The organism is Bacillus sp. OK048 (genome assembly GCF_900103525.1).
In the GTDB taxonomy this organism is placed as follows: Bacteria; Bacillota; Bacilli; order Bacillales; family Cytobacillaceae; genus Neobacillus.
Window position 1 is genome coordinate 336,130 of record NZ_FNHN01000003.1, and the last position, 21,198, is coordinate 357,327.

16 protein-coding genes are annotated in these 21,198 nt (G+C 36.7%); 2 read left to right on the plus strand and 14 right to left on the minus strand.

Annotation, left to right across the window (positions count from 1 at the left end; all coding sequences use genetic code 11):
* Positions 1-345: 345 nt before the first annotated feature.
* The gene (locus tag BLR86_RS07905; RefSeq protein WP_217642368.1) at positions 346-984 is read left to right on the plus strand and encodes a hypothetical protein; all 639 of its coding nucleotides are present in this window, start codon (positions 346-348) and stop codon (positions 982-984) included.
* A gap of 351 nt (positions 985-1,335) precedes the next feature.
* Here the strand turns inward: BLR86_RS07905 and BLR86_RS07910 are convergent, their stop codons facing one another.
* The 6 genes from BLR86_RS07910 to BLR86_RS07940 form a co-directional block, all read right to left on the minus strand.
* Positions 1,336-5,793, minus strand: a complete 4,458-nt coding sequence (locus BLR86_RS07910) for a coiled-coil domain-containing protein (RefSeq protein ID WP_090760049.1) — start codon at positions 5,791-5,793, stop codon at positions 1,336-1,338.
* Positions 5,771-6,517 (minus strand): DUF6063 family protein, encoded by a 747-nt coding sequence (locus BLR86_RS07915; protein WP_090760051.1) that lies wholly within the window; start codon positions 6,515-6,517, stop codon positions 5,771-5,773. The genes BLR86_RS07910 and BLR86_RS07915 overlap by 23 nt, the downstream gene beginning before the upstream one ends.
* The gene (locus tag BLR86_RS07920; RefSeq protein WP_090760053.1) at positions 6,514-8,022 is read right to left on the minus strand and encodes a hypothetical protein; all 1,509 of its coding nucleotides are present in this window, start codon (positions 8,020-8,022) and stop codon (positions 6,514-6,516) included. Before BLR86_RS07920 ends, BLR86_RS07915 begins: the two co-directional genes overlap by 4 nt.
* Before the next feature lie 357 nt (positions 8,023-8,379).
* Entirely contained in the window at positions 8,380-9,069 is a 690-nt protein-coding gene (locus BLR86_RS07925; protein WP_090760055.1) for a glycosyltransferase family 2 protein, read from the minus strand.
* A 13-nt stretch (positions 9,070-9,082) separates the two neighbouring features.
* The gene (locus BLR86_RS07930; RefSeq protein ID WP_090760057.1) at positions 9,083-10,507 is read right to left on the minus strand and encodes a glycosyltransferase; all 1,425 of its coding nucleotides are present in this window, start codon (positions 10,505-10,507) and stop codon (positions 9,083-9,085) included.
* An 872-nt stretch (positions 10,508-11,379) separates the two neighbouring features.
* Complete coding sequence (locus tag BLR86_RS07940; RefSeq protein ID WP_254782262.1) at positions 11,380-12,453, minus strand: Wadjet anti-phage system protein JetD domain-containing protein; 1,074 nt, start codon at positions 12,451-12,453, stop codon at positions 11,380-11,382.
* 225 nt (positions 12,454-12,678) lie between these two features.
* Between BLR86_RS07940 and BLR86_RS07945 the strand changes: the two genes are divergently transcribed.
* Positions 12,679-13,590 (plus strand): nuclease-related domain-containing protein, encoded by a 912-nt coding sequence (locus tag BLR86_RS07945; RefSeq protein WP_090760063.1) that lies wholly within the window; start codon positions 12,679-12,681, stop codon positions 13,588-13,590.
* An 89-nt stretch (positions 13,591-13,679) separates the two neighbouring features.
* Here BLR86_RS07945 and BLR86_RS26775 read toward each other — a convergent pair whose 3' ends face one another.
* The 8 genes from BLR86_RS26775 to dinG all read right to left on the minus strand — a co-directional run bounded on the left by BLR86_RS26775 (position 13,680) and on the right by dinG (position 21,114).
* Entirely contained in the window at positions 13,680-13,811 is a 132-nt protein-coding gene (locus BLR86_RS26775) for a hypothetical protein (protein WP_302847209.1), read from the minus strand.
* A gap of 126 nt (positions 13,812-13,937) precedes the next feature.
* Positions 13,938-14,069, minus strand: coding sequence for a hypothetical protein (locus BLR86_RS26780; protein ID WP_302847210.1), 132 nt, complete (start codon positions 14,067-14,069; stop codon positions 13,938-13,940).
* A gap of 152 nt (positions 14,070-14,221) precedes the next feature.
* Complete coding sequence (locus BLR86_RS26400) at positions 14,222-14,368, minus strand: hypothetical protein (RefSeq protein ID WP_217642369.1); 147 nt, start codon at positions 14,366-14,368, stop codon at positions 14,222-14,224.
* Positions 14,369-14,438: 70 nt separating this feature from the next.
* Complete coding sequence (locus tag BLR86_RS07950) at positions 14,439-15,398, minus strand: aldolase catalytic domain-containing protein (protein ID WP_090760064.1); 960 nt, start codon at positions 15,396-15,398, stop codon at positions 14,439-14,441.
* A 191-nt stretch (positions 15,399-15,589) separates the two neighbouring features.
* Positions 15,590-16,783 (minus strand): pyridoxal phosphate-dependent aminotransferase, encoded by a 1,194-nt coding sequence (locus tag BLR86_RS07955; RefSeq protein ID WP_090760066.1) that lies wholly within the window; start codon positions 16,781-16,783, stop codon positions 15,590-15,592.
* Between the two features lie 25 nt (positions 16,784-16,808).
* Positions 16,809-17,282 (minus strand): cell wall elongation regulator TseB-like domain-containing protein, encoded by a 474-nt coding sequence (locus BLR86_RS07960; RefSeq protein ID WP_090760068.1) that lies wholly within the window; start codon positions 17,280-17,282, stop codon positions 16,809-16,811.
* Positions 17,283-17,404: 122 nt separating this feature from the next.
* On the minus strand, positions 17,405-18,316 hold the full coding sequence (locus tag BLR86_RS07965; RefSeq protein ID WP_217642370.1) for a ComEC/Rec2 family competence protein: 912 nt from the start codon (positions 18,314-18,316) through the stop codon (positions 17,405-17,407).
* The gene (dinG, locus tag BLR86_RS07970) at positions 18,307-21,114 is read right to left on the minus strand and encodes an ATP-dependent DNA helicase DinG (protein ID WP_090760072.1); all 2,808 of its coding nucleotides are present in this window, start codon (positions 21,112-21,114) and stop codon (positions 18,307-18,309) included. The genes BLR86_RS07965 and dinG overlap by 10 nt, the downstream gene beginning before the upstream one ends.
* Positions 21,115-21,198: the final 84 nt, after the last annotated feature.

Below are 21,198 nucleotides of genomic sequence, written 5' to 3' on the forward strand. Positions count from 1 at the left end.
CATTATTAAAGAACTTATGCAAAAAAAGCTTCACACAGAAGCAACCAATTTGAATAATTAGTTGAACTTAACTTGATAAAGCTCCGACAAAAAACTTTCAATCTTTGTTTTTCGATAGAAGATTTACTCATAATAACTCAATAAAAGGTATGATCCATCGCATTTCATAAGAAAGTGACGATGAAAAGTCTTCATACTAATAAAGGAAAGAAAAGAAGAATATTGAATTAATACTCCTACAAGGAAAATAATCTTGTATCAAATTAGAAAGGTTGTGAGTTTATGAGGCTTCTAGATGTCCAACCTAAGAAAAACTTCAGCTACATCTTCATTCAATTTCCAGGAATGAAGATGAATGTTCCTAATCTCTCGAACGAAGTGAGTACGGCAGTGAAAGAAGAAGTTGCTTTATGTATCCAATTAAACAGCAAAGAAAAGGTTAATAATTTGTACCTTGTACGTACACAGAGTATAAAACCTTTTGACTTTACGGATGAAGCAATCGGAGCAAAAGCATTTTTCCGAGTTATCAAGAAAAAAGAATCCTCACCTGACTCACTTATGAATGAAATTGAAGATGATGTAACGTTTATTACAGATGAAGTAGCTATCGTGCAAAAGAAAACAAAAACAGGATATCACCTCGTCTTGGAGTTAAATAACCGTGAAATTGGAATGGTCGCTTCGTTTGAAGATGAAGTGATACTTACAGAGAAAGCTTCACTTCCAATTGAAGAAAAAGAGAAAGATTATGTCGCAGTTACTACTGTTAGTATGAAAAATATGGTGAAGCTTGGAATGAGGTCTAAGTTAGACCGAAACTTGGGAGGCATTGCCTTACAGGATAATGGAGTTTTTGGGATAATCCGAATACTATCGGAGGAAGTTAAAAGAAAAGTTACGGTATATTCTCCTGCCGCATTAGATTTTATCGGTCCAGGTGATCATAACCTACTATTTTGTCATGAGGGGATGGTGATATAAATCATCCATTAAGTTATACACAATTTCATACCGATCCTTATCGAAATATAGGATTAAATGAATAATCCTTTTCGATAGAAAAATATGTTCATAAAAAGGGAAAGGAGCGCCAACCTACTAAAGGTGAATTGCTAACAATATATGGTCTTTAAAAAAGACTTAACCTTAGGTTAAGTCTTTTTTATGTGTTTCAATCATCCCACAACTAGTTTATTAAGTTCTACTCAAATTAGCTTCAAACATATCAATAATCTCCAAGAACCTTTCTGCTTCTCTGAATGTATGATCTGCCAGAAGAGGGTGAATATGTTTATCGTAAACTTAAAGAAAAGTAGATTTATCATTGCTTCATCATAGCTGCGCTCCCTGGTAAATCCGAAATGCAGGGACGATGGTATCCGAAACAATTTCTTTTCCTTTTTCACGAATGAAGTCCAATTTATAATAGGCATCGAATCGCTGACTGATTTCCGTTTTCACAAGTTCTGGCGGTGTGACGACGATGAATTGGAACTTCAGTTTCTCTGCAACTGAGAATATCGGGTCGAGGACATGTGCTGATGCAGCTTGTCCAAATGGATTGTCACAGACTAACGGAACCCAGCTTTGATCTGTTTCGTTTTTCACTGATAATAACATCATCATCATCACCATTCGGGCAGAAAGCTTTTGTCCGCCGCTGCCATCGGATTTGGTTTTTGAACCTTGATTAATGGTCTGCCAGGTGGAATAATGCTCTCTTTGCGGTTTTCCGTACATAAAGGCATTATCTGTTCGCATATTGTAGACCAAAAGTTCAGGATATCGATTTCTTAATGATACAAACAAAATCTGTTCATCACCAATTAGTTGTTTTATTTCTTCGTCTAAGGCTCGATTTTGATCGTCAATCATATCAAATTGTTTAGTAATTTTATTTATAGCCGCTACAAAATGCTGTTTCAAGAGTGGCTCAATATCTTCAGGCTTTTTAGGTAAGATGTCTTCTTTTAACTGAACGAGTGGAAAGGATCCGCGTTCATTTTTCAGCTTCATTTTTGCAATCATGGAACGAATCGCCTCTGAAATGCTCATGACCTTCATGCTGGCACGGCTCGCCCAGAAGTTTTGTGCCTTTTCTGCCCTTTCCTTGTCGCGTTCTAATTGTTCCAATCCACTTTGTGAAAAACGCTTCATATTTTTTACGACACTTTGAATATGTGAATAATGCCTCGTATCCATATGGTCTAATGTGGTTAAAACTTCATTTTTAAAACGAATCTCCCAATCTTTCCCTTCAATGGTCAGCTTTAAATTTCGCAACGATTGTTCGATTTTCGCATGCTTCTCTTTGCCTTCTTCTTGAATGTTTTGGTGTTGTTCACACCAGGATAAGATACATGCTTTTCCTTGACTATTAATTTTTTCCACATCGTGATCTGTAAATGCTGCTGCTTCCTCTTTAAGGATAACGGATAAGGTTAACAAATCCCCCTCATAACCAGCAATGTTCGTTTCAGTTTCTTTTTGAAGCTTTTCAGCCTTCTTTACTTCATCTAGCGCTTGTTTGGTTAGGTCTTTTATTTCAATTGCCTTTACTTCTAAGTCAAGGTTTTCCCATTGTTCAGGCTGTTTTTCATGCTTCGCTACTTTCTTGGCAGACTTCTCTCGCTGTTCGTTCGCATGTTTTAGTGAAGTTTCAGCAACCGTTACAGCTGTTCCTTGCACCCGTTCTTCTTTATCTGCAGCTTTTGCTTCCTTCTGTGCAGTTTGCAGCATATTTTCTACTATACTTATAGGTTCATTGGGTTCCGGAGCTTCCTTCCACTCCTTGTTATGAGTATCAAGTTTTTTCTCTAATTTCTTTTGCTGCTTTTGTTCTGTTTCTCTTTTTGCTTGAATCACCAGTAATTCTCTAGCCTGTTCTTCTTTAGATTTTTGAAGCTGCTTTAGCTCTTCAATGCTGCCATTTATCTCCTCTAATAAATGTGGTGATAAACGTGGCACATCTTCACAACCTTCTGCTTTTTCATCAGCAGGAAAAACCGCTGTTTCAATAAAAAGGGCTATCTCTTTTATCGTTTGTTCGGTTGAAACCTTCCATTCTAAATACGTTTGATGCCACTTATTTTGCAGTTCAACTATATTTTGGTGCTCTTTCACTAGTTCTTGCTGCCCTAAACCTAAGGCTTCCTTTTGTTTCTCTTTCTCTCCTTTTACACGTTTATTTTCTTGTTGAACAAGCTTTTTACGTTCATAATCCTCTAATGTTTCTACATCTGTAGTAAGCTTTTCGATTTTTCCCTTTGTCGTCTCCAACTTTTCTTTTAGCTCAAGCTGTAATTCTTTTTCTTTTTGCTGCTGTGTTGTGATTTCTTGTAATTGAGCTTTCTTGGAGAGAAGGGAGTCCTGTTCCTGATTGAAAGCTCTCTCAAGATCAACAGTAAGCTCACGTGATAAAAATCGATCGATTTCTTTTAAAATACGACGTAATGACGTTTCTGTTTTTTCAATTTCAATTAGAGTTTCTTTCTTTTCTTCTATTTGTTTAGCAATCTTTATTTTCCAGTCGGTAAATTGATTTTTATCAGTTAACAACTCTTTCTCTGTTCCGTTAATAATCACAAAGGATGGCTGGTGATTTTCGCTGTTCATTTCCTCACGCAGGAAAATCGGAACCGGACTTTTAAACATTCTACCTGAAAGTACCTGCTGATTAATTTTTTGCCATTGCTGCCCGTTTACGACTAAACCATATGACAGGAGTGGATAGGTTACAAGATAGGTCGCAAGTTCCTCTTTACTTAATGATTGGAGAAATTGGGTTCCATAAAACACATCAATGCCAGTCTTTTCATCAATCCATTCCTTTAATTCTTTCACATCTTTATTAGGAATCCAGAAGTGCTCATCATTTAAGGTATGGTCCAATTGTATTTCCCATAGATCTTTCTTTATTAGTTCACCTTGTTCACGATTATTACCTAGTATTTCTTCAATCTGTATTGCATATTTCGATAATAAAGCATGGGTTAACGGTGCCGTAATATCATCTAATAATCCATGGAGTCGCTCTACTAGTTTTGCTTCTTTTTGCTTTTGCTCTTCATTTGCTGTCTTTAACTCTTCACATTTTTCTTCTGAAAACTGAATCGATTGGACGAGCGTACCATGTGATGTTGCAAGGAGATTTTGCGATTCACTAGTGTCTTTTATAGAAGCATGCAGTTCTTCTATCCTAGCTTTTTTATCTTCTATTTGTTTAGAAAGAAAATCGATAAAGCCCTTTAGGTCATAGGTTAAGCGATCACCAAATTCCTTAATTAGCTCTTCTTCCTTAGTCTCAAATGAATGTATTTGCGTATATAGTGAATCAACCTCAGAACCAAGCTGTACAATATCTCTTGTCTTTTGTTTATCCTGCTGTAATAAATCATTTCCTTTTTTCTTGAGAAACTTTTGATATCCTAAATACTGTTTAACTGCTTCTTGTATGGATAAATAAGATTGGTCCCACTGTTTTTTTGCTTCTATTTTAATTTCATCCATTCTTTGATTCACTTGCTCTAAACCGCTATTTTGTTCCAATGTCGCAATCTGCTGTGAAAGAGAGCGAATCGTTTGTTCGTTTTCACTCCACTCTTTCAGTAGTAGTTGAAAGGATAGCTGTTCTTTTCGTTCCTGTTTTTCCTTAACAATTTCTTGTAAGGTAGTATGCTGATTCTTTTCTTCTACTAATTTCTTCTCCCAATCTAATACTTCTCTGTGAGCTTTTGCATACTCTAAGTTATCTTTTTGGTAACGTAAATCTGACTGCTTTACTGTTAACTTTTCAATGTCCTTCGCTAAAGTAAGTAGCGTCTCCTCTTCGGTTTGCTTCAGATGCTGTAGCGCACCAAGCAGTTGTCTTCCTACCTTTACACTGTCAGTAACAATTTCTTTATGCTCTACTCCTTTTGCTAGATTGTCTTCAAAAGGGACAATGTCTTCTAAGAACTCTTTATGTGCTTGCTCTCTTTTTAAAAGAACAGGCAGATCCTTCGCAATACTTGCCTGACTTTTGAAAATCTCTACAAGATCATTCTTTTGATGTTCTGTCCGATGCAAGACTTGACTAACAGTAGGAATAATTCGTTTTTGGAATAGAGAATGATCATCCTCCGCTCCCTCAAAGTATTTCCCAACTCCGCCTTCATCCTTGTTAATCTCTTTCATGATATCCCAGTCTTTACGGTTAATTCCGTATGTATCTAGAATGCGATAGTGCTTCTTCGTATCTCGGTAAACATCATATCCATTCCATTTTAAATAGTCCTTCAAGCTTTCGGTTTCAGCCACCTCATCATTTTCAAAGAGTGGAATATGCTCAAGTGAAGCCTCTTCTTTCCGCTCAAATTCTCTTGTATAAAAGGTAATATTGGGTAGGATCTTTGCTTCCTGGTCCAATGGCTTGCTTTCATTACCACTCTCCTCACTCATCGAGATTCGCTGTTCTGCTGAGAACATTCCTCCGGTTACCAGGTGCCGGTGGTCAGAACCGTCCAATTCCCATTGAATGAGAACATGAAAGGTATAGGGAATAAATTGCTCTTTATTATTAAAAAAGAACTGCTGATAATACCGATTGTTTTGTTTCCCCCACGAGGTTCCAGGTTTAAGTATTTGGAAGATGGTTTGCAGGAATACACCTTTCCCGCCACCATTCATCATCGCAATGAGACCATTTGTAGATGTCTCTTCATTATGGAAGTTAAAAGTAGTATCCTTGTATTGCTTTTGCATGCCATCATACTTCAGGCCAACAATTCTAATTCGATGGATTTTCGGCATGCTGATTCTCCTCTACAGTCATTAATTTTTTAAATAATTCATATCGATCATAGTCATGATATAGGTATTCAATCCGCTCAAAAAGCTCTTGTTTTGGAATCGCCTTTGCTATATCGTCGCGATCCAGAATGACGATTAACCCCTCCGTCTCTAATAAGCGCATGGCGCCAGCGATTAAACCAATCCTCGTTCGTCGATTGGCTTTTTTTGCCCCAAAATCATCACTGTCCACTTCCATGTATTTCCACGATGTCACAGCGTCCTTCATATCGATACGTTCTTCTTCCCCGAAGGCAGGTTTCACTTTAAGAATGTTATCCCAGCTCATGATGAGATCGTTGACCTGCCGCTCTAATGCGTAGTAGCTAATCCCCTCCCGCTTCGTGCGGATTTTTGCAGCCTGGTTACGGTCAATGCTTGCTAAAAAAGACATAATCACAACGCTAATTAGATGAAAATGTTTTTTCGTTTCAACTTGCTTATGCTTGTCTTTCAAATGTGTAAAATTCGTAGCAAAGACAGATCCGGTCGGTTGGACAACCAAGTGGATTCGCTTAGGCGATTCTATGATATATGTACCTGATTCGTCTGCTAATAAAAGAACGGTCTGTCTCACCTCCGGATCAAAATACGTCTGGAAGTGTTCGCTATTTTCGTCGATTACTTTATCTTTTAATAGAGTAAAATAGACAGCTGAAGCTTTTTTGATTGATTCTGCATTCATCTTTTTTCCTCCTGCATACATATCTTAAACGGGGTAATTTTCATTTGATACCAATGATGCGGCTCCGCTCGATGATCAAACATAGTGAAAATTTTCAAGCCTTCAAACACTTGAAATTGCGGATATTCCATCATTAGTTTACGAAGAAGGATTTCTCGCTCGTCACTTAATGTTTCTTCCTTCCGGTGCAGCACTTGAACCTTCAGCGGTTTTTTATCAAACATCATCCACAAATCAATCGTTTCAGATTCTTCAAACCATAAATCCTGCACTTCAAATGGCAGTGTCGATAAATCAGCTAATGAAAACTCTCTGTATGTTTGTAAATGCTGAAAAACATAACTCCATGCCTTAACAACAGAATCCCAGTTTGTCACTCGCGAACGAGTAATACTTTCTGCTGGTTCCTCTTCGACTGGCGCATCCGTCACTTGTTTTTCATCAAATTCTTGTTCACCCCATATCCAATCAAGTGGCAAAATAAATTCATTCTTCGGTGAAAACAAAGGCGAAAGTACACTTTCAATAGACTCGAAACGTTGAACTCCATCCTTCATTAGCATATTTTCATAAATATGTTCTCGAAATGAAACCAGGCTGGTTTCCCAAAACAAGGAAGGGTTTTCCGCTTTTAATTTCATCTCATAGGAGATGTTTTGAATGACTAGCTTGGCAAAACGGTCATGCAGTTGCCTAGTATGGCCAATTTTTTCTTGAAGTAGAATCAATTCTTTTTGAATAGAATCGTCCTCTTCATTTCTTCGTTTCGTTTTATCTATCATCCTAGTAATAGTACGGAAGTGGTTTTTTTCTTCTTCAAATTGCTTTTCAATTTCTACACGATTGTCGGCTCTTTGCCATTCTTCTTCAATCAATAAGATTTTGGGATTATTAATCATCTCCTTTTGGAAAGAGAATTCCTTGGACATTAAGCGGTTTACGCGTGAAATGAGGTGATCGAGGTTTCGGGTAGCTTTTCTAAAATTACCATTCTTTATCAGCTGCATACTATAGAGTTGTTCAATCGTTATTGAGAATTCCTCAGCCATTTCCCTGCTCATAAAAATCATTTCCTGTGCGACATCGGTTAGTTTATAAACAATCGATCCGCCCATCTCAAGATTTGTATATAAGTCATCCATGGTGACATACCTGAATGTCTGTGTTTCCCATGATTGTCTAATTTCATCGTAATATAAAGCTTCAAACGGTTTACTATACTCTTCTTTTCCCTGATATAGGAGCCCACTGGTAATCCGTTCGACCTGTTTCTCATCTGCTAACAGCTTCATTTGTTTAATAGAGTCTTCCACCATATACTTAATATCTAACTTACGCCGATGGTCATCATCATTTAATTCTCGGTAAAAGATGGTAAGAAGCACTTGCATGAGAATGGTTTGAATATGAGGTTTCAATTCCCCTACTTCCATTCCCCTCCCAAGCTCAAACAGTGGATTTAGTCGTTGGATTCGCTGGGCAAATCCTTCCCATGATTCGTTCACAGCCATCCCCTCCTTGTTTCAATTGTTAAAACTTCTTTCGGAATCCGTTAACCTCTCACCCGTGTTACAAGGATGTCGATTGGTTTCACCTACTTAGTTCTTCCTAGTTTCATAGGAATAGACCCATGCTATCCTTTTTGGACATCCTTATATTATAAACTAGTTGCGTTATGGTTGGTAAATGAAATTTCCTTAATAGTCTTGTGCATATCACAGTATGGTACAGTTAATTAAAAATAATGATTATTCCACTTATTTAGGAACATCCGTATTACCTATACCATTTTATTCATTTAAAAACTCTCCTTATTGGTAAGGAGAGCTAAAGTGAGATGATCAGCGGTAAATAAATGTATTTCATACTATTTTTATATTTGAAATAATTGATCGGATTTCGTCCCTATTAGTAATCAATTTGCCCCAGCCCATTAATTCCTCATCAGAAACCTTCCAAGTGTGATTTTCTGTATCGTGACGAATTACCACAAAATCATTACGATCAAGGGCATAAACGGTATGACCAAATTGTTTAGCTTGGTCAATAAAAAAATAGTCCTCTGCCCGATTTACTTTTTCGAATTGTACATCTTTAAATATTTCCTTCTTAAAAGCCAATGTTGCCCCTGCAACGGAATCTGTAATACTATTCTCCGGCCCTTGTACATAGACCAATGCATTTTTACGTTTAAAGTAGATATAATAAGCACTTTTTCCGACAATTGAACCTTTATCCTGTCTCAAGGCCCTCATAGCACTAGTTAAATAGTTTGGTCCATAATAATCGTCGTCATCTAATTTTGCAATAATATCATATTTAGATTTTATGACACCAAAATTTAAACAATCGCCTAGTGTAGCTTTTTCATGAAGTTGATATACTCTAACATTAGGGTAAGCACTTCCTTTTTCTACCCATTTATCTATATTCATTGAATTTTTATTTAAAATAATAATCAGTTCTTTATTTTTTAAGGTTTGTCGCGAGTAATTTTCAAACACATTGTCAATGAAATTTTCTCTCATCGTGCAAGTAATGACTGAAACCATCCCTTTTCCCCCATCATGAGTCTATAATTTTAGTCAAAAACTTTGTTAAAGTAGGATAAGATTTTAGCTTTTCCAACGCAAAGATGTCATTTTCAAGCTCCCTTTTTTGATTTGTTCCAATACCAGCAGCCCCCAAAACATTGAAATGCCTAATATCAACTCTCAATAGTAAGGCAATAGCTTTAAGGATTGAAATAAATTTTGCTTGAAATGATCGAGAAATTCCTTTTTTGACAAGCTGATTATATTCCTGCATAATTTTATTCATTGTTAATAAATCTGTCATTCGAGCAAGCTCTATTCCTAGGATTAGTGGTTCAACTTCTGGGTGCTTGGTAATAAAAAGATGATAATTTTCAATTGCCTCTTTCCATTTTCTCTCTCCAACAGGGTGCATTTGGTGATAAGTGACCAAATTATCCCTGACGAAAAATTTTGCTCCCTTTTTATATAAACGGTACCCTAACTCCCAATCTTCATATCCATATTTAATAAAATCCTCGTCAAACATCCCTGAATTTTCAATTAATTCTTTAGTAAATGAAACATTTCCTGTTATAAATGCCATCCATGGGAATTGGAATCCATTTAACTCTTCACCAAAATTTTGAGTGATTACGTTAAACCATCCATTTGTCTTAACGATTAAACTTTTATAAGATTGATTGAATATATTCGTTTTATTCAGAAGCGGATAAGGGGATTGGTTGGAGTGCTGATAGTTTTTTAATGCATTTGAAACTGTTGTATTCCTTTTCGTGTTTAACACCTTAAGTGTAGTCTTGCTATTTTCAGGGAAAATACAGGTAATAACATTTTTAGAGTGCATTACACCCGATAAAATTGCATTTTGATTTGCCTGGTGGAATTTATAATGATTATAAACGAAATCAGGTTCACAAATCATTTCAGCGTCTAAAAAGATTAGGATTTTGCCTCTTGATGCCTGAATACCTAAATTCCGTACCTTTGCTCGTCCTAAATTCTGCATATTTCTAATGTATTTAAAATGATATGGAGGGTTGTAGTTTTTTAGTCTCTTTTCTGTTTCGTCTGTTGAGGCATCATCAATGAAGATTACTTCCATCTTGGAGAGAGAGAAAGTTTGTTTTTCAAGAGCATAGAGAGAAAATAAATTAAGAGGGTACCGATTATAAGAGGGGATAATAACACTTACCTCAATATTTTGGTCCTTATCCAGTGGACGATCCGTTTCTTTAAGTTTGTTGTCTAATGAATTTCTGGTGTTTTTATTTCTATCTAATGTCCTTCTGGTGTATTTACTCCTCCAGTCTGCCGAACTGCTAGTGCTTTTTTTTTCCTTAGGCATTGGTACAGGTTCTTCGGAGGAGTTTTGTTTCTTGGGTTCATCAAAATATTTATGTTTCTTGGGTTTTCTAATAGGAACACCAATATGTCTTTGTTTTTTCCGTGACAAGGTATCACCCCTTCCATGTTGATATATACTTTTGCTCTGCCTGTTGATGTCCCTTATAATTTATGAAAAGTATTCCGCTTTTGACTAGACTTGTGCCATTTTACTTTTTTTTAAGTAGTACAATGCTGTAAAACAGGGATTCTAATTAAAAGATCATAAGGGAGACCCTATGACCCTTTAATTTTTTTGTCTTAAGCTCATTTTTGAACCAGGAAACAGGGGCGGGTAGATCAATATTTTCAACTGCGACAGTGTCTATGCTTATTATTACGCTTGCGCCTATTACATTTGCGTTTGGATGGTAGGTACATGGAAAGGATTCTCTCTATCTCGGTTGGTACATGCTGTTTTTCGCAAGACGATTCTAACTCGTGTTCGCACTCATTTACACCATCAAAACTCGTATGTCTGTGACTAGACGATTCTATTTCATGTTCGCACTCATTAACACCTTCAAAACTTGTATGTCTGTGACTAGACGATTCTATTTCATGTTCGCACTCATTATCACCATCAAAACTCGTATGTCCTTGACAAGACGATTCTATTTCATCTTCGCACTCATTAACACCATCAAAATTCGTATGTCTTTGACAAGACGATTCTATTTCATGTTCGCAGTCATTATCACCATCAATGCCTTTGACAGTAAAACATAGGGATGTTTGATTTCCAAACTTATCGAATTCTCTTCTGTACATGTAAACCCACTCCTTGTCTAATTCACTTACTAACTTAGTGTATTCACAGGGATGAGACAGGCTTAGGCAAATTCCCAAGGACATAAACCCTTTTTAAGTTTACTCCCTTGCTTAGCTCAAATAGTGGATTTAATCATTACAAAACGGTTGCCAAACACTTCCATGATTCTTTCACAGCCATTTCCTCCATGTTTCTATGTTTAAGACTTCTTGCGGAATCCGTTTATTTTCCTGCCATAATTGCATTAATCGATTTTGCTCCTCTTCAGTAAACCATTGAAAGAAGGCATCACGGTATTTGAGATTTTGTGTTTGGCCTTGCTTTTGGTCATTCCGCTGATCTATACATTCAAGCATTTTACGATACATTTTCAAGGCAGGCTGAATACAGCAATCAGGGTATTTTTCTATTAGTCTGAAAATAATACCGTACGTGGCGGCGTCAAGATCTCCTGTGTAATAGAAAAGATAGTTTTTTGCTGGAAACATTCGGAAGAAAAAGGAAAAGCTTCGTTCAATTTTTGTCCCTTCACCATAAATAATCAGTTCAGGTTCATAATCAAGCTGATTTGCTTCCAATAACTTAACGGAAGTATGAAAGAAAGATAGATTCTCAACAATTAGTACTCTCTGGATATCTTTTATTTCTTTCCCTTGTTTCATCCAGAATACAAATGGTTCACCGTAGTTCACCATTTTAAGCTCTTCTTCAGATACTCCTATTCTAGCTAAGAATCCCTTACCCTCCGGAAAACTATCACCGTCTAGTAAGAATTTTTCATGGCCAAAAAGCTCCAAGCTTCTCTCTTCGACCGACACGATTTTCCGTTCCTGACCCGATTGGAGAAACGCATATACATTCAGGATGTGTTCCCATTCATCCTTCGTCTGCCATTCGGGATGCCGTTCATAATAAGAAAAAAACAATTGATCACTTAGTTTCATCATCTCAAGGCGATCCCATTTATCTGTCTGAACTTTAATATTTACCCAGAAAAATAACGGAAGTGCAGGTATTTTTCCATTGAATTGATTATTTTGGATAGGTGTCAGCTGTCCTTCTGCCTGCAAAGTTTCGATTGCCCGATAAAACAACGAGTAACCTTCCATTTCAAAATAATCCGCTAGTAACCTTCGCAGTTGCACTTCTAAATCATTCATATTAATCTTCTTTTTCTGTTTAGGGTGCTGAATATCAGCAATAAAACCTCTCACCCGTGTTTCTATGATATCGATTGTAATCACCTACTTACATCTTCTTAAAGTCTTGAATAAGACATGTAATACCCATTTAGGGCATCCTTAGATTATAAACTAGTTACGAGATTGTTGGTAAACGAATTTTTTAACAGACTATTTTTGGGAATGTAAAGAAGCTGCGGCAAGATTAACTAAATATTCACACTTACTAGTACCGAACAGCTTCTTTTTATATAAAATAGAAGTTGAATAGGAGAAAGGTTGTGGAATATGGCATATAGAAATCGTACTGAATCAATGGAATTAAAGGTATTGAGGGTATTACATATACGAACGATATTATCAGAAAATGATAAGCAGCACTTTTTCAGTTTAAGAAAGGGATATGAGGGAGAACTCTTGTTTGATACATTAACCGAAAAACTTCAATGTGAATGCTATATTTTGAATGATTTACTATTTAAGGTAAACAATACTACATTTCAAATAGACTCTTTGATTATTTTTTCTGGAAAAATCCACTTTTATGAAGTGAAAAATTTAGAAGGTGATTATTATATTGATTCCAGTACAAATAGTTTCTATAAAAAACCCAAAAAAGAATATATTAATCCACTTCTCCAAATGAGTCGCTCCAATTCTTTGCTCCGTCAATTACTCCAGAATATTGGGCTTAACTTTTCAATTGACGCCCAGGTCGTTTTTATCAATCCCGAATTCACCTTATACCAAGCACCCCTCGACAGTCCTATTATTTTTCCAACACAATTAAGTAGCTATATGAAAAAATTAGATACAACACATTCTAAATTAAACGGAAAAGATAAATTGCTTGCAGACAAATTAATTTCCCTTCATATGGAGGAAAACCCCTATACCAACCTGCCTCAATATGAATTTAATCAGTTGCAAAAAGGTTTTACATGTGAAGTGTGTTACTCATTTTCAATTTCTGTGCAAGGGAAGCTATGTGTATGTGGTGAATGCGGACATGAAGAATTGGTTTCAGCGGCAGTCTTGCGTAATGTAAATGAAATAAAGCTTCTTTTTCCTAAAATGAAGATTACCACAAATCTAATTAATGAATGGTGCATGCAGAAAGTGTTAAAAAGGACAATAAAGAAAATATTAGTAAAGAATTATAAACAGTTTGGAGTACGGCAATGGACATATTATGAATAATCATCCTATATAATTTGAATGTTGGTCATTGTCTGGTGGATGATGACCTTTCTTTGGCTATCAATCCGGATTTTGGGTCATCATCTGCTTTATGATGACCTTTTTCTCTGAACCCAATCCGGGATTTGGTCATCAGCCACTTCATGATGACCTTTTCTTCGGATTTCAACCCCGGTTTGGGTCATCATCCCCTTCATGATGACCTTTTCCTCTCCCCTCAATCCCCGATTTGGTCATCAGCCACTTCATGATGACCTTTTCTTCAGCTTTCAACCCCAGTTTGGGTCATCATCCTTCATGATGACCTTTTCTTCGGATTTCAGCCACGGATTTGGTTATCATCCACTTCATGATGACCTTTTCTTCAGCTCCCAATCCCGGATTGGGTTATCATCCACTTCATGATGACCTTTTCTTCGGCTTTCAACCCCGGTTTGGGTCATCATCCACTTCATGATGACCTTTTCTTCAGCTCCCAATCCCGGATTTGGTCATCAGTCACTTCATGATGACCTTTTCTTCAGCCCTCAATCCGGGATTTGGTTATCATCCCCTTCATGATGACCTTTTCCTCTGCCCTCAATCCCCGATTTGGTCATCATCCACTTCATGATGACCTTTTCTTCAGCCCTCAATTCTGGATTTGGTCATCATCCCCTTCATGATGACCTTTTCCTCTGCCCTCAACCCCGGATTTTGTCATCATACCTTCATGATGACCAAATCCGTAGCTTCCACTTCTATTTGCGAGTACCAGGCTCTCATTTCCTATTGTCACCCAGTTATAAATCTATCAAAAGCGCAAAAAGTACACCTCTATTTAGAGATGTACTTTTTTACAAACTAACCTATTTCGTTGATGCAGCAATATTGGCCTCAGGTGATGTTACTTTATCATAAAAATCTACAAATTTATCACGATCTGCGCTATCACGGTACGCCATGGCCACACGTGGATGTTCATTCAATACACCAGAAATCATATATGGAATGATATAACCCCACTCCCACTTTTGACGCATTTCGAGCATATGCTTTTCAATCACTTCAAGTACTGGCTTAAGTTCATAACTTGGTTTTTGTATGTAGCTAACGAGAAGTTCTGTGTTACAGTTACCTGCAGCACGACCCATGCCAAATACAGACGAATCCAGGAATGTAACACCGTTTTGCATCGCCGTTAATGTATTGGCAAATGCTAACTGCATGTTGTTATGGGTATGGATTCCAAGCTGTTTGTTAGGAATTAACTCCTGAAACTTTTGAACTTGGTGCGCAATATCCGTTGGATCTAAGCTTCCGAAGGAATCGACAATATAGACAACATCTACAGGACTTTCCTTCACCATTTCAAATGCTTTTGTAAGCTGCTTTTCAGGTACACTAGATAAAGCCATAATATTAAGTGAAGTCTCATAGCCCAAATCATGAAACATTTGTACCAGCTCTAACCCTTTATCAACCTCGCGGATATAGCATGCCACTCGAATCATGTCCAAAACACTTTGCTCGCGCGGCAGGATATCATTTGGGTCGACACGTCCAATATCTACTAATGCAGAAAACTTGGTAAACTTTTTCACAGGGAAAATTTCTTTCAGGAAGTTATCATCTAGAAATCTCCATGGATTTGGCTCGGTTGCATTCAGTAGTTTTGGAGAGTTTTTGTAGCCAATTTCCATGTACTCAACACCAGCTGCACTTAGGCCATTATACAAGTCTTGAACAAATTCCACACTGAAATCCCAATTGTTAATCAAGCCACCATCTCGAATCGTGCAGTCTAAAATTTTGCTGCTATGTCCCATGATTGTAATGCCTCCTGTATATCTTATTTTATGATATTTATTAGTCTTTGACTTTAAAGCGCTAAAATCCTTACTGTGTTTATATCACTTTTCAATCATAGCAGTCAATCGATTTTCCAAAAATTCCGTTTTTTTCACCTGTTTAAAAAGCCATTCCTTGAGAGAATGGCTTTTTAAAATACATCCATAAGCTACGCTTGGCGTTTTGATTCAACAAAATCCTTCATTCTCACCACAGCTTCTTCTAGTAAGTCTAGAGAGGTTGCATAAGATAGACGGATATTTTCCGGGGTACCGAACCCGGAGCCAGGAATTACTGCTACCTTTGCTTCAACAAGCAATGCTTCAACAAAGGCGTCAACATCTTGGTATCCGGTAATTTCAGCAGCACCCTTTACATTTGGATATAAATAAAATGCACCTTGGGGCTTCACACATGTGAATCCTGGAATTGAAACTAATTTATCATAAATTACTTCTAAACGATGTTCAAATGCCTGACGCATTTCTTCAACTGGCTCTTGTGGACCATTATAGGCTGCAATCGAAGCATACTGAGCGGTTGTTGTTGGGTTAGAAGTGCTATGACTCGCAAGGTTTGTCATCGCCTCAATAATCTCCCTGTTACCTGCTGCATACCCAATTCTCCATCCTGTCATGGAGTGAGATTTCGATACACCATTAATTACGATTGTTTGCTCCTTCAACTCTGGAGAAAGCTGAGCTATTGATACATGTCTATGGTTGCCATAAATAAGCTTTTCATAAATTTCGTCTGAAACGATTACTATATTTCTCTCAAGACATACTTTGCCTAATTCCTGCAGTTCTTCGGCTGTATAAATGACGCCTGTTGGATTACTAGGAGAATTGATGATTACTGCTTTTGTCTTTTCCGTAATGGCTGTTTTTAATTGTTCAGGGGTAATCTTAAATTGTTGGGACTCTAATCCATCTACGTAAATCGGTACGCCACCAGCTAATTTAACTTGTTCAGGGTAGCTTACCCAATAAGGCGTTGGGATAATGACCTCATCTCCATCATTTAAGAGTACCTGAAAAAGCGTATACAAAGCATGCTTTGCTCCGTTCGCGACAATAATCTCATTGGATTTATAGGTAAGGCCTTGGTCTCTGGCAAATTTCTCGATGATCGCCTTTTTTAAAGCTGGTAAGCCTGCAGATGGGGTATACTTCGTATGCCCTTCATTCATCGATCGAGCTGCAGCATCCAAGATATGCTGTGGAGTATTGTAATCGGGTTCTCCTGCACCTAACCCAATTACATCCACACCTTTTTCCTTTAATTCTTTAGCCTTTGCTGTAATTGCTAATGTTGTTGAAGGTGTGAGCGCCATTACCCTATTTGCTAAATTTACTGCCATTCCAATTCCTCCTGCTCCATCCAAACTATAGATTTTCAATTTTTTTTAGCCATTCACCTGTTGTAAAGTGTACATAGTAATAATTTATTAAATTATTTTCAGAACGGTAATGAATTTCCCATAAAGGGATATTATTTTCCATTCCTAATTTCACAGAAATAATCTTTTTCGGACTTTTTTCATCGAGTAGCCTGTTTACTGCATCCTCTTTGGATATTCCATTTTTCCTTTTATCAACCATTACCTTTTTACTTTTTTCTGGAATCCAGACGATGATATCTTCACCTTTTTTATTTTTCCCCTCGAGCACACTTACGGTTTCTGTTCCATGATAGATATGGAAATCCTCAACTTCACTTAGATCAACCTTTTCTTTGGCCAAGGAAACTGCTTTTTCTTTTGCAGCATTTAATGGTTCCTGCGCACTTACATATACTTTAATAAACACTCCAACACCAATGACGATAAACAGTACTAAAAATAAGATAATTTTTTTCATTTTACTCCATCTCTTTATGTACGATAAATGGTAAAAACAGCTTTACATTGTTCTTTCCAGTGAAGAGGACTTCGATTTTTGCTTTCATTCTACTCCTCCTTTATCTCTCTAAAGCAATAATATCAGCTATGGTCTTTCTTTTCTACTGGAAAGGTGAATACTTCGTAGTTATTTTCCGTGAATTTTATTGTAATGGTACCATGTTTTTTGGTATAAAAGACCTCAGACCATGTATCCTGCAATTCATGTATAATATCAGGGTCAGGATGATGTTGTTCTGACTCAAATAAAATGGATATTTGCGGGTTAACATATTGAATCAATTTCTCAGATAATGAATCTTCCATTGCCCAGTTAGGGATCTTAAAAATACTGACATCATCTAAATTTTTCTTTAATAATTGCTCTTCCACATTATCACCGGATGAAGTCATTAGAAATAGACGATGCTTAAAAAACTGCAACGTAAAATCTAACCCTTCATTTTCACCTTTTCCTGCAAACAGAACTTCTGCTGTCAAATCTGGTAAAAGAATTTGTGTGATTCCTTCTTTCCAAGGAATCGCTTCAACTTGAGTAAAGGGAGGCGCAGTATTAGTTATTTCATCTGCTATTTCAGGTGTAGAAATCACTTGCTTTATCTTATATTTAGAAACCATTTGGTTAAGTTGATCAATAAAAAGATTTTGATGGTTAGTAATAACAAGAGTTGAAATTTCTTTAACACCAAATGTTTTGAGCATTTCACTTAATTTGGCACTTGTTTCTTCCCCACCCATATTGACCAGAATATTTTCTCCATTCGACCCTTGTATAAGGGTAGCTTCACCGTCGTCTAAGCCTAAAAAGGTGACAGCAATCTCATGATTTTTCAATTTTAAATTAATACTTTCTATATTCCCATTCTCAATTGAAGAGGCACTTCCAATCGAAGTCAATTGTAAAAAGATTGCTGTCATTAATAGTAACACTCTCATACACATACCTCCTTTATTATTAGGATGTGTAATTTTTCCATTTTTCATTATAACCATTTATTAATTATTTCAACTAATTCGTCAATATTTCCTTTTTTCATTGGAACAGGCGGTATGGATTGCAAAAAGTCCTTACCATATTTAGTGGTAATTATTCTTTTATCAAATACCATCAGAATGCCTCGATCTTTTTCCGTGCGAATAAGTCGGCCAAATCCCTGCTTAAATCTGAGAATCGCTTCAGGTAATGAATACTCCATAAAGGCATTTCCACCCTTTTGTTTGATTACTTGACACTTTGCTTCTGTCAGTGGTTCATCAGGCGGACTAAAAGGCAATCTGACAATAACCAAACAGGATAAATCTTCACCTGGGATGTCCACTCCTTCCCAGAAGCTGCTTGTACCTAGCAAAATTGCTTTTTCATACCGCTGGAAATTCCTTGTTAGTCTTGATCGACTGCCGCTGGTAATCCCTTGTGCAATCATTGCAAAGTCATTTAGGAAGCCACTTTCTTTAATAAGCTCATAGGTTTTCTTTAACATGTCATGAGCTGTAAAAAGAATCAGCATCCTTCCATTTGTAGCTTCCGCAATCGTAATAATATGCTCTGTAATCGCAATGACATAATCATCAAGACTTGATGCATTAACCTCTGGTAAATCCACAGGTATTAATAGCTGTACCTGTTTTTTGTAATCAAATGGAGATGTGATGGACATTGCCAGTGTGTTGTCTTTATCTAGCCCAATTTCATTTAGCAAGTAATCAAACGAACCATTTACCGTTAGCGTAGCAGAAGTTAAGACAATTCCCTTTTTAAGATTAAAGAATCTTTCTTTTAAAGAAGCTGCCACAAATGCTGGCTGGGCATAGAAGGTGGTTACATTCTGTTGCGAACGGAAGTCAATTTCTATCCATTTTACATCATTAGATTCTTTAATAAAGCAATCTTGTACCGTATTTTTCAGTTCTTCTATATCGTTTCTGAAGGAAATGATCTCTTCCAGTTTTCCTTTTTGTCTGCTTGACAATGAATCATTACTCTTCTTTACAAAATCTAAACGATCAGTTATTTCATTTTGTAAATCCTTTAATAAGAAAGCAAACCTCTCCGCACTATGTACGAGAGCATTTCTTTCTTTTCCGCCCTTGTCACGTGAGAAACGGACTTTAGCCCGGTTTAAACCTCTTCTTTCTGCAGAATTTGCTTTTGCATAAAGGGCAGTCAGCTTAAAAAATTCGTCCATTTCATAAGAAAGGTCAGCTGCTAGTTGATTCACTTTTTCAGTTACCGTTGAATATTCCTTTTTAGCTCTCAGCGTTTCCATGATTGATTCTAGCTCATAATAAAGAAGATGTTGCTCATATTGACCAAATTGACTTAATAATAAACGGGTTGAAAAGTAATCTAATGAACGCCCAAAGTATTGACTTGCTACCTTTTCAAAATGATGTCCTTCGTCGATGATTGCATAGTCAAAGTCTGGCAGAAAAGATTTTTCAGCAGATAGATTACTTAATAGCAGTGAATGATTGGTTATAATAATATCTGCATTTTGTGCCTCATTTTTGGCCCGTAAATAAAAATCCTTCTCCTGCCATACTTTACTCATCGCAAAGATTGAATGTTCATTCTTAATTCTATTCCAAAAGATATTTCCACCACTTGATAGATTCAATTCGTCGCGATCGCCAGTGTTTGTCTCAGTAAGCCATACTAGAATTTGCATTTTAGTTAATGTGGTATCGTAATTATCATTTTCCTCAAGTAAAGATACTGCAAATTTTTCTAAACTTATATAATGATTTCTTCCTTTTAACAAAACCGTTTTTACCTCAAAAGGGAGAATTTTTGCTAATAAGGGAACTTCATTTTGAATGATTTGCTCTTGAAGTTGAATCGTATGTGTACTTACAACTACCCTAAGCTTGTTCTGTTTAGCAAAATAAGCAACAGGCAAAAGGTAGGCAAGAGATTTACCTACACCTGTTCCTGCTTCAATAAGAGTATGCTTTCCAGTATTAAATGCTTCGTAGACGCCATCCATCATTTGAAATTGACCGATTCTTTTTTCATATGACGAAAAACCCTTTGTAACCATAGCTATTTTATCTTCTTCTCGTGTTGGATAGTGGAAATGATCCTCATTCAATCCATTGGTGGTCGTGGAACCGATAGGAAGCTTTTTTAAGGCAAGCATATTGCATATTTCAAGCGATTCATGCCAACTCTCACTACTATGGTCTATGTCTAAACTGATTTCATCAATTAATTGTTGTAAATCGCTTTTTAATCCTTCTGAAAGCTGCGAAAGCTGGCGGAGTGTCATTGTCGGTAATTGTGAAAGGCGGTTTACAAGGATAAGGAAGAGCTCTGCCGTCACTTGAGCGTCACTATCTGCCTGATGTGGCCGATCATGCTTTAGCTCCTCTCGAACTGCTAGATCAGATAGCTTATAGCCATCTGCAGTTGGAAAAATGATCCTCGCCATTTCTACTGTATCTAGTACTGACCCATAAAAGCCTTCAAATCCTGCTTGAATTAATTCTTCTTGTAAAAAGGACAAATCAAATAATACATTATGAGCAACGAAATAGGCACCTTCTAATAAAGATTTTACTCTTGGGGCTATTTCGATAAATAATGGTGCATCCTTTACCATTTCATCCTCTAAACCAGTCAATTCCTCAATAAAAGCTGGAATAGACCTTTGGGGATTAATGAGTGAGGAGAATTTTTCTGTGATTTTTCCATCTTCAATAACCACTGCAGCAAATTGGATAATTTTATCCCCTTTTTTGGGATTATTTCCTGTAGTTTCTAAATCTACTACAACAAATTTATTTAACATTTTATATTACACCTCAAACCTTCATTCAAACGGTATCACAAATATGGTAAAAGAAAAAGTAAACCTTACTCTACAGTATATAAA